The organism is Streptosporangium nanhuense, assembly GCF_059358815.1.
This window is the reverse complement of sequence record NZ_JCADBG010000010.1, coordinates 307205-319947: the sequence shown is the minus strand read 5'-3', so window position 1 is coordinate 319947 and position 12743 is coordinate 307205. Positions and strand designations below refer to the sequence as shown.

At 72.6% G+C, this 12743-nt stretch carries 14 protein-coding genes; 10 read left to right on the top strand and 4 right to left on the bottom strand.

Annotation, left to right across the window (positions count from 1 at the left end; genetic code table 11):
* The first annotated feature begins 608 nt into the window (after positions 1-608).
* Genes AC5L38_RS21310 through AC5L38_RS21280 form a run of 7 tightly spaced genes read left to right on the top strand, consistent with a single transcriptional unit; the run spans position 609 to position 7583 of the window.
* Positions 609-1703: an inositol-3-phosphate synthase gene (locus AC5L38_RS21310; RefSeq protein ID WP_495244565.1), complete on the top strand. Its 1095-nt coding sequence runs from the start codon at positions 609-611 to the stop codon at positions 1701-1703.
* Positions 1703-2596, top strand: coding sequence for an SCO3242 family prenyltransferase (locus tag AC5L38_RS21305; protein WP_495244564.1), 894 nt, complete (start codon positions 1703-1705; stop codon positions 2594-2596). Before AC5L38_RS21310 ends, AC5L38_RS21305 begins: the two co-directional genes overlap by 1 nt.
* Entirely contained in the window at positions 2593-3510 is a 918-nt protein-coding gene (locus AC5L38_RS21300; RefSeq protein WP_495244563.1) for a sugar phosphate isomerase/epimerase family protein, read from the top strand. Before AC5L38_RS21305 ends, AC5L38_RS21300 begins: the two co-directional genes overlap by 4 nt.
* Positions 3507-4229 carry an EboA domain-containing protein gene (locus AC5L38_RS21295; protein ID WP_495244562.1) on the top strand — a complete coding sequence of 241 codons (723 nt, stop codon included), beginning with the start codon at positions 3507-3509 and terminating at the stop codon, positions 4227-4229. The genes AC5L38_RS21300 and AC5L38_RS21295 overlap by 4 nt, the downstream gene beginning before the upstream one ends.
* Positions 4229-5083, top strand: a complete 855-nt coding sequence (locus AC5L38_RS21290; protein ID WP_495244561.1) for a TatD family hydrolase — start codon at positions 4229-4231, stop codon at positions 5081-5083. Before AC5L38_RS21295 ends, AC5L38_RS21290 begins: the two co-directional genes overlap by 1 nt.
* The gene (gene eboE / locus AC5L38_RS21285) at positions 5083-6210 is read left to right on the top strand and encodes a metabolite traffic protein EboE (RefSeq protein WP_495244560.1); all 1128 of its coding nucleotides are present in this window, start codon (positions 5083-5085) and stop codon (positions 6208-6210) included. Before AC5L38_RS21290 ends, eboE begins: the two co-directional genes overlap by 1 nt.
* On the top strand, positions 6207-7583 hold the full coding sequence (locus AC5L38_RS21280; RefSeq protein WP_495244559.1) for an alkaline phosphatase family protein: 1377 nt from the start codon (positions 6207-6209) through the stop codon (positions 7581-7583). The genes eboE and AC5L38_RS21280 overlap by 4 nt, the downstream gene beginning before the upstream one ends.
* Before the next feature lie 88 nt (positions 7584-7671).
* On the opposite strand, the gene AC5L38_RS21275 is transcribed toward AC5L38_RS21280, so the two are convergent.
* Entirely contained in the window at positions 7672-8289 is a 618-nt protein-coding gene (locus AC5L38_RS21275) for a TetR/AcrR family transcriptional regulator (protein ID WP_495244558.1), read from the bottom strand.
* 67 nt (positions 8290-8356) lie between these two features.
* Between AC5L38_RS21275 and AC5L38_RS21270 the strand changes: the two genes are divergently transcribed.
* Complete coding sequence (locus tag AC5L38_RS21270) at positions 8357-8731, top strand: SgcJ/EcaC family oxidoreductase (RefSeq protein ID WP_495244557.1); 375 nt, start codon at positions 8357-8359, stop codon at positions 8729-8731.
* 123 nt (positions 8732-8854) lie between these two features.
* Entirely contained in the window at positions 8855-9568 is a 714-nt protein-coding gene (locus AC5L38_RS21265) for an SDR family NAD(P)-dependent oxidoreductase (protein WP_495244556.1), read from the top strand.
* A gap of 138 nt (positions 9569-9706) precedes the next feature.
* On the opposite strand, the gene AC5L38_RS21260 is transcribed toward AC5L38_RS21265, so the two are convergent.
* The 3 genes from AC5L38_RS21260 to AC5L38_RS21250 all read right to left on the bottom strand — a co-directional run bounded on the left by AC5L38_RS21260 (position 9707) and on the right by AC5L38_RS21250 (position 12262).
* Positions 9707-10030, bottom strand: coding sequence for a chorismate mutase (locus tag AC5L38_RS21260; RefSeq protein WP_495244555.1), 324 nt, complete (start codon positions 10028-10030; stop codon positions 9707-9709).
* A 389-nt stretch (positions 10031-10419) separates the two neighbouring features.
* Positions 10420-11505: a Gfo/Idh/MocA family protein gene (locus AC5L38_RS21255; protein WP_495244554.1), complete on the bottom strand. Its 1086-nt coding sequence runs from the start codon at positions 11503-11505 to the stop codon at positions 10420-10422.
* A 160-nt stretch (positions 11506-11665) separates the two neighbouring features.
* The gene (locus AC5L38_RS21250) at positions 11666-12262 is read right to left on the bottom strand and encodes a CGNR zinc finger domain-containing protein (RefSeq protein WP_495244553.1); all 597 of its coding nucleotides are present in this window, start codon (positions 12260-12262) and stop codon (positions 11666-11668) included.
* 58 nt (positions 12263-12320) lie between these two features.
* Here AC5L38_RS21250 and AC5L38_RS21245 point away from each other — a divergent pair, with 58 nt between their 5' ends.
* Positions 12321-12716, top strand: a complete 396-nt coding sequence (locus AC5L38_RS21245) for a nuclear transport factor 2 family protein (protein WP_495244552.1) — start codon at positions 12321-12323, stop codon at positions 12714-12716.
* Positions 12717-12743: the final 27 nt, after the last annotated feature.

The window sequence follows — 12743 nt, the reverse complement described above, 5'->3', positions numbered from 1 at the left end:
GACGCGCTGGCCGTCATCCGCAAGCTCAACGCCATCACCCCGCCCACCGCCGCCTTCGACGCCGCCTTCTCCTCGGACTGAGAACCCGGACCGAGGCGCGGAGACCGAGGGCTGGAATCAGGCGGAGAGACCGGCCGGAAAGCCGGCCGGAAACCTCGCAGGAAATCCTCAGGAAAACCGGTCGGAAACCCGGCCTGGAAACCCGTGCCGACCCCTTCGGGGCGAATCCTCCGGTCCGGACTTCCCGGGCCGGGGTTTCCGACCGGATTTGCTCCAGAATTTTCTTACGCTGAGCTGCTCTGAGTGATAAATATACCCCTGAGACATATATCCGTAATATCCGCACAACGTACGATTCCTTGCACAAGCGGGTCGGACCTCACGGCTCGATCCGCCGCGGGGTCGTCTCCTCCGCTCTAACGACCACGTAGTACCCGCCGTGACATCCCCTCCGACCGGACGGCCGAAATGGTGATGTCATCGGCGCCGTCCGGTCTCGGCCGGGCGGATGAAGACCGTCATCCCCCAGGAGTCGACTCACCACAGGAGGCCAGATGCGTACGGGAGTGTGGCTGGTAGGAGCACGAGGGTCCGTCGCCGTCACGAGCATGATCGGTGCGCTAGCGGTGCGCGCCGGTCTCGCCCAGCCGACGGGCTGCGTCACGGAACTCCCCGAGTTCCGCGGCGCCGGGCTGCCAGGTCTGGGAGACCTGGTGTTCGGCGGGCACGACATCGTCCCGATCCCGCTGGAGAAGAAGGCGGCCGCGCTGGCCGGGGCCGGGATCGTACCGGCCAGGCTGGTCGAGCCCCTGCGCGACGAGCTCGCCCGGGTCGAGGAGAACCTGAGGCAGGTGCCGCTCGCCGAGAACCAGGCCGCGACCGCGGAGCTGATCGCCGCCGACATCACCGAGTTCCGGCTGCGGCACGGCCTGGAACGGGTCGTCGTCATCAACGTCTCGACCACCGAGCCGGCCCCCGAGCCCCACCCGGCCCACGCCGACCTGGAGCTGCTGGAGGCCGAGCTGGCGGTCTCGCGGGACCTGCTGCCGCCCAGCGCCCTGACGGCGTACGCCGCCTTCCGCGCGGGCTGTCCCTACGTGGACTTCACCCCCTCGACGGGCGCCCGGCTGCCCGCCCTGGACCGGCTCGCCGGCCTGCTGGGGCTGCCGTACGGAGGCCACGACGGCAAGACCGGCGAGACGCTCGTCAAGTCGGTGCTCGCCCCGATGTTCGCCCAGCGCAACCTGCGGGTCCGCACCTGGTCGGGGATGAACCTCCTCGGCGGGGGAGACGGCGCCAACCTCGCCGATCCGGCCGCCAACGCGGCCAAGGCCGCCAGCAAGCAGCGGGTGCTGGGCGAGACGCTCGGCTACACCCCGCAGGGCGAGACCCGCATCGAGTACGTGGAGGACATCGGCGACTTCAAGACCGCCTGGGACCTCGTCACCTTCGAGGGGTTCCTGGGTACGCCCATGCGCATGGAGTTCACCTGGCACGGCTGCGACTCCGCCCTCGCCGCGCCCCTGGTCCTGGACCTGGCCAGGCTCACGGCGGCGGCGCACCGCTCCGGCCGCTCCGGCCCGCTGGGCGAGCTGGCCTTCTTCTTCAAGGACCCGCTCGGGGCGGTGCCGCACGCGCTGGCCGACCAGTGGCGGGTGCTTCGCGAGTTCGCCGGCACCCTCGGCGGAGAGGAACCGGTCTGATGCCGTCGCTGCGCGACCTCGCGGAGCTCGTGCGCGCCCCCGCCGCCCTGTCCGTACCCGGTGACGTCGTCGCCGGGGCCGCCGCCGGGCGGGTGCTCGGCGGCAGGACCCTCGGCCTGGCCTGCTCCTCGGTATGCCTGTACTGGGCGGGGATGGCCGCCAACGACTGGGCCGACCGCCACCTGGACGCGGTGGAACGCCCGGAGCGGCCGATCCCGTCCGGCCGGATCTCACCCGGCGCCGCGCTCGGGATCGCCGCCGGGCTCACCGCCGCCGGCCTGGCGGCGGCCGGGCTCTCCGGCGGCCGCCGGGCCCTGGCGGTCGCCGTCCCGCTCGCCGCCGCCGTCTGGTCGTACGACCTGGTGGCCAAGAACACGGCGGCGGGGCCGCTGGCGATGGCGCTCTGCCGGGGCCTGGACGTGCTGCTGGGCGCCACGCCGGGGCGGAGCGTCGCGGAGGCGCTGCCGTCGGCGTTCACCGTCGCCGCCCACACGTACCTGCTCACCGCGCTGTCGCGCGCCGAGGTGTCCGGCTCCGACCGGAGCCTCCCCGTGGCGACCCTGGCCGGCACCGTCGCGCTCGCGGTGGCCACCGCCCTGGGACGCGGCGAGGCCTCCTCGAAGCCGCAGACCGCGCGCGCGGCGCAGGTGGTGCGGGCCGTGCAGGCGGGACTCACCGGCTGGTACGCCGCCAGGTTCGGCCTGTCCCAGGCCCAGGCGGTCGCCGAGCCGTCGGCCTCACGGTTGCGGGCCGCCGTCGGTACCGGCATCGTCGCGCTGCCCGCCCTGCAGGGCGCGCTCGTCGCCCGCAGCGGCGCCACCCGCGAGGGCATCGCCGTCGCGGCGGCCGTCCCTCTCGGCCGGGCCCTCGCCAGGAAGGTGTCCCCCACGTGAGCCCCGGCAGCACCGACACGAACGCTGACACGAGCACCGGCACGGGCGCTGACACGAGTCCGGGCACGGCCGCCGGTCCGAGGTTCGGCTACGGGACCAACGGGTTCGCCAACCACCGGCTCGCCGACGCGCTCCGGGTCATCGCCGACCTCGGCTACCAGGGGGTCGCCCTCACGCTCGACCACGACCACCTGGACCCGTACGAGGAGGGGCTGGCCCGCAGGGTCGCGGCCGTGTCCGACCTGCTGCGCGACCTCGGGCTCGGCGTGGTCGTCGAGACCGGGGCCCGCTACCTGCTGGACCCCAGGCGCAAGCACGCCCCCACGCTGCTGCACGACGAGCGCGAGGCGCGCCTGGACTTCCTGGGCCGGGCGGTCGCCATAGGCGCCGACCTGGGAGCCGAGGCGGTGTCGTTCTGGGCGGGGGTACGCCCGGAGACGGTCGACGAGGCCACGGCCTGGGCCAGGCTCGTCGACGGCTGCGCCCGGATCGCCGAGACGGCCGACGCCGCCGGGGTGCCGCTGGGCTTCGAGCCCGAGCCCGGCATGCTCGTCGAGACGATCGCCGGATGGCGCAAGCTGCACGCCGAGCTCGGCGAGCCCTCGGGGTTCGGCATCACGCTGGACATCGGCCACTGCCGCTGCCTCGAACCCGACCCGGTCCCCGACTGCGTCACGGCCGTCGCCGACCACCTGGTCAACGTGCAGATCGACGACATGCGCCGAGGGGTGCACGAGCACCTGGAGTTCGGCGAGGGGGAGATCGACTTCCCTCCCGTGCTGCGCGCCCTGGCCGAGTGCGGCTACCGGGGCCTGGTCGCGGTCGAGCTGCCCCGCCACTCGCACGCCGCGCCGCAGGTGGCCGCCCGGTCCCTGGACTTCCTGCGCGCCGCCGCCGAAGGGACGAACGCATGACACCACAACCGAGCAGCCAGGGCACCCGGACGGACGGCCTGCTGGCCGCGCTCGACCGCGACCAGGCCCTCGACCAGGAGTGGCTGGCCGGCGCGCGCGAGAGCGCCGCCGCCAGGCCCGAGAGCGTCACGCGGCACTTCGCCTCCGCGGGACGGCGCGCCGGACGGGCGCCGCTGCCCGAGGCGCCCGGCTGGAGCGCCGACGAGGCGGCGAGGGCCGTCCTGCTCGCCGCGCTCCCGCCGGACGCGGTGGCCGAGCGGGTCGCCGACCTCTACCGCCACGGAGACGCCGACGAGAAGCGCGCCGTGCTCAAGGCCCTGCCGCTGCTGCCCCTCGGCGCGGAGGCGGTGCCGCTCCTGCACGACGCGATCCGCACCAACGACACCCGCCTGGTGGCCGCCGCGCTCGGCCCCTACGCCGGACACCTCGACCAGACCATGTGGCGGCAGGCGGTGCTCAAGTGCGTGTTCATGGGAGTGCCGCTGGCCGCCGTGGACCGGCTCGACGAGCGGGCCGACGCCGAACTGGCCGGGATGCTGGCCGCGTTCGCCGAGGAGCGCACCGCGGCCGGGCGCCCCACCCCCGACGACGCGACCGCCCTGCTCGGCCGCCTGACCGGCGAGAAGCCCGGCGACGTGAGCGGCGAGAAGGCCGACGCCCTGACCGGCGAGAAGCCCGGCCGTCCGACCAGCGAGAAGACCAGCGAGAAGGAGGCCTGATGCGGATCTTCGACCCGCACATCCACATGACGTCGCGCACCACCGACGACTACGCCAGGATGGCCGCCGCCGGGGTGCTCGCCATCGTGGAGCCCGCCTTCTGGCTGGGCCAGCCGCGCACCAACCCCGGTTCGTTCACCGACTACTTCGACTCGCTGATCGGCTGGGAGCCGTACCGCGCGGGGCAGTTCGGCATCCTGCACCACGCCACCATCGCGCTGAACCCCAAGGAGGCCGGCGACCCGCGCTGCCGGCCCGTGCTCGACCTGCTCCCGCGCTACCTGGAGAAGGACCGCGTCGTGGCGGTCGGCGAGATCGGCTACGACTCGATGACCCCCGCCGAGGACGACGCCTTCGAACGGCAGCTCGCGATGGCCGTCGACCACGAGCTGCCCGCGCTCGTGCACACCCCGCACCGCGACAAGGCCAAGGGCACCCAGCGCACCCTCGACGTCGTCGCCTCGTCCGGCATCGCGCCCGGCCTGGTCGCCGTCGACCACCTCAACGAGGTCACCGCGGGGATCGTGCACGACGCGGGCTGCTGGATGGGCTTCTCCATCTACCCCGAGACCAAGATGTCGCCGCCCCGCATGGTGGAGATCCTGCGCGAGCACGGCCTGGAGCGGGTGCTGGTCAACTCCGCCGCCGACTGGGGCGTCTCCGACCCGCTGCTCACCCTGGAGACCGGCAGGGCGATGCTGGAGGCCGGGTTCAGCGAGGACGACGTCGACCGGGTGCTGTGGCGCAACCCCGTGGAGTTCTACGGCCAGTCGGGACGCCTGGACCTGTCCGAGGTCGCCGGGGCGCGCGAGGCCACGTTCGAGGGCAGCTCCATCAAGCGCGGAGGGTCTTGATGCGGCTGAGCCATCCGGGCGGGCGGACGCTGCACCTCAGCTACTGCACCAACGTGCACCCGGCCGAGGACCTCGACGGCATCGTCGAGCAGCTCGACACGTACGCGGTGCCGATCCGCGCCCGTCTCGGCTCCGACACGCTCGGGCTCGGGCTCTGGCTGGCCGCGCCCGTCGCCGCCGCGCTCGCCGCCGACCCCGCGCTGCTGGCCGGGTTCCGCCGCGAGCTGGACGCCCGGGAGCTGGAGGTCGTGACGCTCAACGGCTTCCCCTACCGCTCGTTCCAGGACCCGGTGGTCAAGCACGCGGTCTACCACCCCGACTGGACCACTCCCGAACGGCTCGCCTACACCCTCGACCTGGCGAACGTCCTGGCCGCCCTGCTGCCGGACGACGCCGCCAGGGGGTCGATCTCCACCCTCCCGCTCGCCTGGCGCGACCCGTGGGACGAGGAGATGTCCAGCCTCGCCATGGGCAGGCTCGACGCGCTCGCCACCGGGCTCGCCGCCGTCGAGTCCGCCACCGGCCGCGTCATCCGGGTGGCGTTCGAACCCGAGCCCGGCTGCGTGGTGGAGACCACCGACCAGGCCGTGCGCGCCCTGTCCGGCGTCGACACCGACCGGCTCGGTGTCTGCCTGGACCTCGCCCACCTGGCGTGCGCCTGGGAGCGGCCCGCCGACGCGCTGCGCCGGTACGCCGACGCGGGCCTGCCCGTCGTCAAGGTCCAGGTCTCCGCGGCCCTGGAGAGCGACGACCCGGAGACCCTGCGCGAGTACGTCGAGCCGCGCTTCCTGCACCAGACCCGCAACGCGGCCGGCGACGACGCCGACGACCTCGACGAGGCGTTCGAGCGGAAGCTGCCCGGACCGTGGCGGGTCCACTACCACGTACCGCTGCACGTCGCCCCGCAGGCGCCGCTCGCCACCACCGTGCCGGTGCTCCGCGAGGCCCTCGCGGAGCTGGTCGGCGGTCCCGAGCCTTTGTGCGACCACTACGACGTGGAGACCTACACCTGGGGCGTGCTGCCACCCGCGCTGCGCCCGCAGACGCCCGAACAGCTCGCCGGCGGCATCGCCGACGAGCTGGACTTCGCCCGCGCCGAGATGCGCGACCTTGGAGTGAAAGCATGACATCGTTGCTGGTCCTCGACGTGGTGGGCCTCACCCCGAGACTGCTGGCCCACATGCCGAGGCTGCGCGCCGTCGCCGACGGCGGCTTCCAGGCCGAACTCGGCACCGTGCTGCCCGCCGTCACCTGCTCGGCCCAGTCGACCTTCCTCACCGGCGTCGCGCCCACCGAGCACGGCGTCGTCGGCAACGGCTGGTACTTCCGTGAGCTCGGCGAGGTCTTCCTGTGGCGCCAGCACAACGCGCTGGTCGGCGGGGACAAGCTGTGGCACGCCGCCCGGCGCGAGCGGCCCGGCTTCACCGTGGCCAACGTGTGCTGGTGGTACGCCATGGGCGCCGACGTCGACTGGACGGTCACCCCCCGGCCGATCTACCGGGCCGACGGGCGCAAGGATCCCGACTGCTACACCTACCCGCCGGAGCTGCACGACGAGCTCACCGGCAAGCTGGGTGAGTTCCCGCTGTTCACCTACTGGGGGCCGGGGGCGGGAATCGCCTCCTCCACCTGGATCTGCCGCGCCACCGAGCAGATCATGAAGGACCACAACCCCGATCTCACCCTGGCGTACGTGCCGCACCTGGACTACGACCTGCAGCGGTTCGGCCCGTCCGACCCGCGCTCGGCCGCCGCGGCCTCCGAGCTCGACACCGTGCTCGCCCCCCTGCTGGACGCCGCCGTCGCGCGCGGGACCACCGTGGTGGCCCTGTCGGAGTACGGGATCACCGACGTCTCCCGCCCGGTCGACGTCAACCGGCTGCTGCGCACCGAGGGGCTGCTGGAGGTCTACACCCAGGACGGCATGGAGTATCTCGACCCCTGGACCTCCCGCGCGTTCGCCGTCGCCGACCACCAGGTGGCGCACGTCTACGTCGCCGACCCCGCCGACATCCCGGCCGTCGCCAAGCTCTGCGCGGGCCTGCCCGGGGTCGCCGAGGTGCTCGACGAGGAGGGCAAGGCCAGGAACGGGCTGGCACACTCCCGCGCCGGGGAGCTGGTCCTGGTCTCCGAGCCCGACGCCTGGTTCACCTACTACTACTGGCTCGACGACGCCCGGCGCCCCGACTTCGCCAACCTGGTCGAGATCCACCGCAAGCCCGGCTACGACCCCGCCGAGCTGTTCTTCGACCCCGCCGCCCCCGGCGCGGCCAAGCGCAGGGCCGCCGTGGCGCTGCTGCGCAAGAAGACCGGCATGCGCTACACGATGAACGTCGTCGGCCTCGACGCGGGCGCCCGCGCCATCCGGGGCTCGCACGGCCGCCTGCCGGACAACCCCCTCGACGGGCCGGTGCTGCTCTGCTCCGACCCGTCCGTGGCCGCCGAGCGGATCGCCGCCACCGAGGTGAAGGATCTGCTGCTCCAGCTGTCCCTGCGCTGAGCGGCTCCCAAAACGGCGCCGCCCGCCTGTGCCTTTCACCCCCCGGGCGGGCGGCGCTCTCCACCTTCTCTACGGGAGAGGTGCCGTCTTAGACGGCGCCCGCACGCTCCGGCAGGCGAGCGCCCAGCAGGGCCAGGCAGTTGACCCACATGCTGTCGAGGCGCCGGGTGTCGTTGTACAGCTTCGCGAAGAGCACCTGGCCTTCGAGCTGCGCGACCACGGCCCTGGCCGCCGCGGCGGTGTCGGTCACGGTGACCTCGCCACGCTCGCGCGCCTCCTCGACGACGGCCCGCACCATGTCGACCTGGGCATCGAAGATCTCCTGCAGCCGGGCGCGGATCGGCTCGGTCCGGTTGCTCAGCTCCAGGGTGAGGTTGCCGAACATGCAGCCGGAGACGGTGCCGCACGACTGCTGCCCGAGGCGCTGCTCGGCCTCGGTCGCCTCGAACAGCCGGCGCAGCCGCTCCAGGGGGGCGCCCTCGCCGCCGAGGATCGCCCTCCAGGTGCCGCGCTCCTCGTCCCACTCCTCGTCGATGACGGCCCGGACCAGCGCTTCCTTGGACTCGAAGAAATAGTAGAAGCTGCCCTTGGGGACGCCGGCGGCCTTGCAGATCTCCGCGACTCCGAGCGCGGAATACCCGTTCAGCTCGATCAGACGTCGCGCGGCGGTGAGGATTTTTTCCCTGGCGTCACTGGTCCGTCCCATATGGCAAGTGTACGACCGGTCGTCTATGTTTGCCACTAGACCGGTCGTCTATAAGCGGAAGGTAGTCATGAGTCATCCGATGCCCGCGATCCTGCAACGGTGGAAGGCCGCGTTCGACGGCCACCGGCCGGACGCGATGGCCGAACTGTTCACCGACGACGCGCTGTTTTTGGGCTTCCTGCCGGAACCGGCGTCCGGGCGGGAGGCTGTACGCGCCTACTACGCGGCCGTCCCGCCCGGCCGCACGGCCGAGGCGAGGATCCTGCACACGTACACGCTCGGTGAGACGGTGGCGGGCGGTTTCGCCGCCGTGTCGTTCCGCGCCGACGGTGAGGCCGACGGCGAGGACGAGATACCGGTGAACCTCTCGCTGGTCCTGGTGCGCGACGGGGACACGTGGCGCATCCGGCAGTACCACGTCTCGCGCATCGTGGAGCACTAGCCGCCGCGTCCCCGGGGCCCGGTTCCCGGGCCGGGCCCCGGCCCTCTTCCGAGTTTTGACGAATACTAGACCGGTCGTCTACATTTCGGTAGTAGACCAGTCGGCTAGTACAGGAGTAATCGCATGAGCACGCAGGAACAGAAGGTCGCGATCATTACCGGCGCCTCCCAGGGCATCGGTTCGAGCCTGGTCGCCGCGTACCGCGGGCTGGGCTACGCCGTCGTCGCGACGTCGCGCTCCATCGAGCGGTCCGAGGACCCGCTGATCCACACCGTCAGGGGCGACATCGCCGACACCGACACCGCGATCAAGGTCGTCGACGCCGCGATCGAGAGGTTCGGGCGCATCGACACCCTGATCAACAACGCCGGGATCTTCATCGCCAAGCCGTTCACCGACTACACCGACGACGACTTCGCGACCTACCTCGGCGTGAACCTCAACGGGTTCTTCCAGATCACCCGGCGGGCCGTCCCGCACATGCTGGCCCACGGCGGCGGCCACATCGTCGGCATCACCACCAGCCTGGCCGAGCACGCGAACTCCAACGTGCCGTCGGTGCTCGCGTCGCTCACCAAGGGCGGCCTGGAGTCGGCCACGAAGTCGCTCGCCATCGAGTACGCCGGTCGCGGGCTGAGGGCCAACTCGGTGTCGCCGGGCGTCATCCGGACCCCGATGCACGCGCCGGAGACGCACGAGGCCCTGGCCGCCCTGCACCCGGTCGGCCGCCTGGGCGAGATCTCCGACATCGTCGACGCCGTGGTCTACCTGGAGAACGCGCCGTTCGTGACGGGCGCGATCCTGTACGTCGACGGTGGCCAGAGCGCCGGCCACTGACCTTCCCCGGCGAGGTCCCGGAGGGATCGGGAGCCTCTCCGGGACGGCGGCGCGAGGCTCCGGCGGCCGGCGGGCCCGGCCGGGAGCGGAGGCCTCCCCGGGCGGCGGCGCGCGAGGCGCCGGCGACCGGCGAGTCCGTCAGGGGCGGGCGACCAGCTCGTGGTGGCGGATCACCTCTTCGATGACGAAGCGCAGGAACTTCTTGGCGAACTCCGGATCGAGCTTCGCCTGCGTGGCGAGCGCTTGGAGCCGCTCGATCTGCGCCGCCTCCCTCTCCGGATCGGCCGGGGCGAGCCGGTGGGCGGCCTTCAGCTCACCCACCTGCCTGGTGTACTTGAAGCGCTCCGCGAGCAGGTGGACCAGCGCCGCGTCGATGTTGTCGATGCTGTCCCGGAGTTCTCGAAGGCGGTCGAGGACCGGGTCGGCTTGGTACCGGTCGTCCTCGGGAGACTGGTCGTCCATTCGCTTCTGGTCCTCCGCTCGGGTCGGTGGTGGAGCCCGTCGTCGCGCCTCGACGGACGCCGGCCGGGCCGGAGGCCTCCCTCGCGGGCACCCGCCGGGCCGGGAGGCCTCCCGGACGGCCGCGACCACGGTAGCCGGTCCCCCCGGGCGACCGGTGAAGATTACACCCACGGGCGAGGTGGGAGGATGACCCTGACCAGGGCGGCGAGGCCGTGTCCGGACGCCCGGCGAGGGCCGCCGCGATCGTGGACAGGGCCGCCGGACCGCGTCCGGGCGGTCGGCGAGGGCTCCCGTGATCGCGTCCGGCCTGGCGATCGAGGGCTCCCGTGATCGCATCCGGCCTGGCGATCGAGGGCCACCGTGATCGCGTCCGGCCTCGTGATCGAGGGCTACCGCGCCCAGGCCTCGCGGCCGGTGGTCACGTCGGCGCCGGTGCGCAGTGCCTCCTCGATCGCCAGGCCGATCAGGTGGTCCTGGCAGCCGTCGGCCAGGGAGTAGGGCTCCGGGGCCTCACCCCGGCACCAGGCCGTCATCCGGCACAGGATCGAGACGACGGCCAGGTCGTCCTCGGAGAAGTGCGCGCCCCGGTACTCGTTGCGGTATACCACGCGCCCGTCGAAGCTGATGTGGTCGAGCTCGCGGCCCTCCAGGTTCAGGTCGACCCCGGTCTGGCGCCGGATGAGCCGCGACTCCACCGGGGTCCTCGGGTCGGCCAGGCGCACCACGCTGTCGTCCACGATCTCTCCCAGCGACCCCCGGACGACGACGCGCCGGGCGCGCAGCGGGTTCCACCACTGGTTGTCGGTGAAGTCGTAGAGCCCCATCCCCTCGGCGAACCCCAGGGTGGCGATCGTGGTGGCCGCCTCCTTCGGCGTGGAGTCGCCCGTCCAGCCGTCCCTGGACAGCGGGTCGGCCAGTGGGCCGGTGAACGAGCGCGCCGTCACCGTGGTCTCCCTGAAACCGGCCCCGAGCAGGTGCCGGATCAGGGACACGGCGTGGTACAGGTGCGTCGAGGAGATCTGCGCGGACGTCACCTGCCCGATGACCCCCTCGCGGACGAGCGCCAGCCTCGCCGCGTGCCCCGGCATGTGCGAGTACTGCTCGGCGACCTGCACCAGGCCGCCGGCCCCGACGGCCGACCACAGGTCGCGCAGCCCGTCCAGGTCGGCGGCCGGGGGAGTCTCCGCCAGCACCGGCACGCCGAACCCCACCAGCTCCTTCGTCACCTCGGGGGTGACCGGCCACGGCACCGAGGGGATGACGAACTCGGGACGCCCGGCCGCGAGCATCTCCTCGACGGAACGGAACGTCGGCACGCCCCAGGCGGCCTCGACCTCGGCGCCGCGCTCCCGCGACCTGGTCACCACGCCGGACACCGACAACCGCTCCGGCAGCTGCCTGGCCAGGCGTACGAAGAACTCCGAACGCCACCCGCTGCCGACCAGGCCGAAACGTCCCGCTGACTGTGAGGTCATCGCACTTCCTTGGAGAAGGGGGGCCGCGTCGTGACCGGCCCGGACGGGTTCGCCGGACCCCGCGCGTCACGAGGCGGGTATCGGACAGGACACTACTCGGAAAGGCCGGCCGGGCCCGCGCGCCTCCGGGGCGGTCCGGCCCGCCCTTGTGGGGGGAGTGTCAGCCCGCCGGGTGGCGGTCGCGGCGGGTGCGGAGCTTGTGGCGGTTGCCGCAGCGGTCCATCGAGCACCAGCGCCGGGCCCCCGGGCGTGAGGTGTCGAGGAAGAGCAGCAGGCAGCGCTCGCCCCCGCACATCCTGACCCGGTCGAGGGCCGGTCCGCCGAAGACCTCGACGGCGTCGCGGGCCACCATGGAGAGGAACTGCGCCCCGGTGACGGGGGAGGCCCATCCGCGTTCCAGGGCGGGACCGATGACCGGGACGGGCGGCGGCGCCGCGGCGGCCTCGTTCAGCGCGGCGAGGTCGGCCCCGGAGAAGGCGCGCGAGCCCGAGGCCGCGGTGGCGGCGAGCCGCTGGAGGGCGGCGCGGAGGCGAAGCGTGGCGGCGAGTTCTCCGGCGGAGACCTGGACGAGGTCGCCGAGCCCCGCCCTGGAGTGCGGGATCCAGGCGGCGAGGTCGCCGGGCGTGTGCAGCCGCTCCCACTTCGAGAGTTCTCCCTCACCCCCGGTGAGGAGAAGCTCCAGGCAGAGCGTGCCGGCGTCGAACCTGAAGCTCTGCCCGTCGAGACCGACGAGCCTCATACCGGTTGCCAAGGTCATGCACCGAGTGTAACACTTGACACCGGTTAAACCAGTGTCAACGAGAGGGAGAGCGACGATGAGCCCTGACCGTGAGCGGATCGAACGTGAGCTGATCGAACTGTCCGAACGGGCCTGGGAGGCCAACAGGAACGGCGACGCGGAGTTCTACGACCGCTTCCTCACCGAGGCGCCGCTGAGCGTGTCGCACTGGGGGGTCATGGACGATCGGGAGGCGATCCTGAAGGGGTTCGCCGAGAACCGCAACCCGTACACGCGCACGGACCTGAGCGACCACCGGGTGACCGTGCTGGGCGACGGCGGCGCGCTCCACACCGCCACCGTGGAGATCGACGTGCTCGTCGACGGCACGGACAAGCAGACCATGAGGGTCTTCGCCACCACCGCGCTGACCCGCCGCGACGGCGAGTGGAAGGCCGCCCTGTTCCAGGTCACCCCGGCACCCGCCGGGTGATCGCCGAGATGGCGCAGCCCTTCTTCC

Coding starts and splice junctions, on each gene's coding strand:
- AC5L38_RS21310 (WP_495244565.1), top strand. CDS start 609: ATGATCGGTGCGCTAGCGGTGCGCGCCGGTCTCGCCCAGCCGACGGGC.
- AC5L38_RS21305 (WP_495244564.1), top strand. CDS start 1,703: ATGCCGTCGCTGCGCGACCTCGCGGAGCTCGTGCGCGCCCCCGCCGCC.
- AC5L38_RS21295 (WP_495244562.1), top strand. CDS start 3,507: ATGACACCACAACCGAGCAGCCAGGGCACCCGGACGGACGGCCTGCTG.
- AC5L38_RS21290 (WP_495244561.1), top strand. CDS start 4,229: ATGCGGATCTTCGACCCGCACATCCACATGACGTCGCGCACCACCGAC.
- eboE (WP_495244560.1), top strand. CDS start 5,083: ATGCGGCTGAGCCATCCGGGCGGGCGGACGCTGCACCTCAGCTACTGC.
- AC5L38_RS21280 (WP_495244559.1), top strand. CDS start 6,207: ATGACATCGTTGCTGGTCCTCGACGTGGTGGGCCTCACCCCGAGACTG.
- AC5L38_RS21275 (WP_495244558.1), bottom strand. CDS start 8,289: ATGGGACGGACCAGTGACGCCAGGGAAAAAATCCTCACCGCCGCGCGA.
- AC5L38_RS21270 (WP_495244557.1), top strand. CDS start 8,357: ATGAGTCATCCGATGCCCGCGATCCTGCAACGGTGGAAGGCCGCGTTC.
- AC5L38_RS21265 (WP_495244556.1), top strand. CDS start 8,855: ATGAGCACGCAGGAACAGAAGGTCGCGATCATTACCGGCGCCTCCCAG.
- AC5L38_RS21260 (WP_495244555.1), bottom strand. CDS start 10,030: ATGGACGACCAGTCTCCCGAGGACGACCGGTACCAAGCCGACCCGGTC.
- AC5L38_RS21255 (WP_495244554.1), bottom strand. CDS start 11,505: ATGACCTCACAGTCAGCGGGACGTTTCGGCCTGGTCGGCAGCGGGTGG.
- AC5L38_RS21250 (WP_495244553.1), bottom strand. CDS start 12,262: ATGACCTTGGCAACCGGTATGAGGCTCGTCGGTCTCGACGGGCAGAGC.
- AC5L38_RS21245 (WP_495244552.1), top strand. CDS start 12,321: ATGAGCCCTGACCGTGAGCGGATCGAACGTGAGCTGATCGAACTGTCC.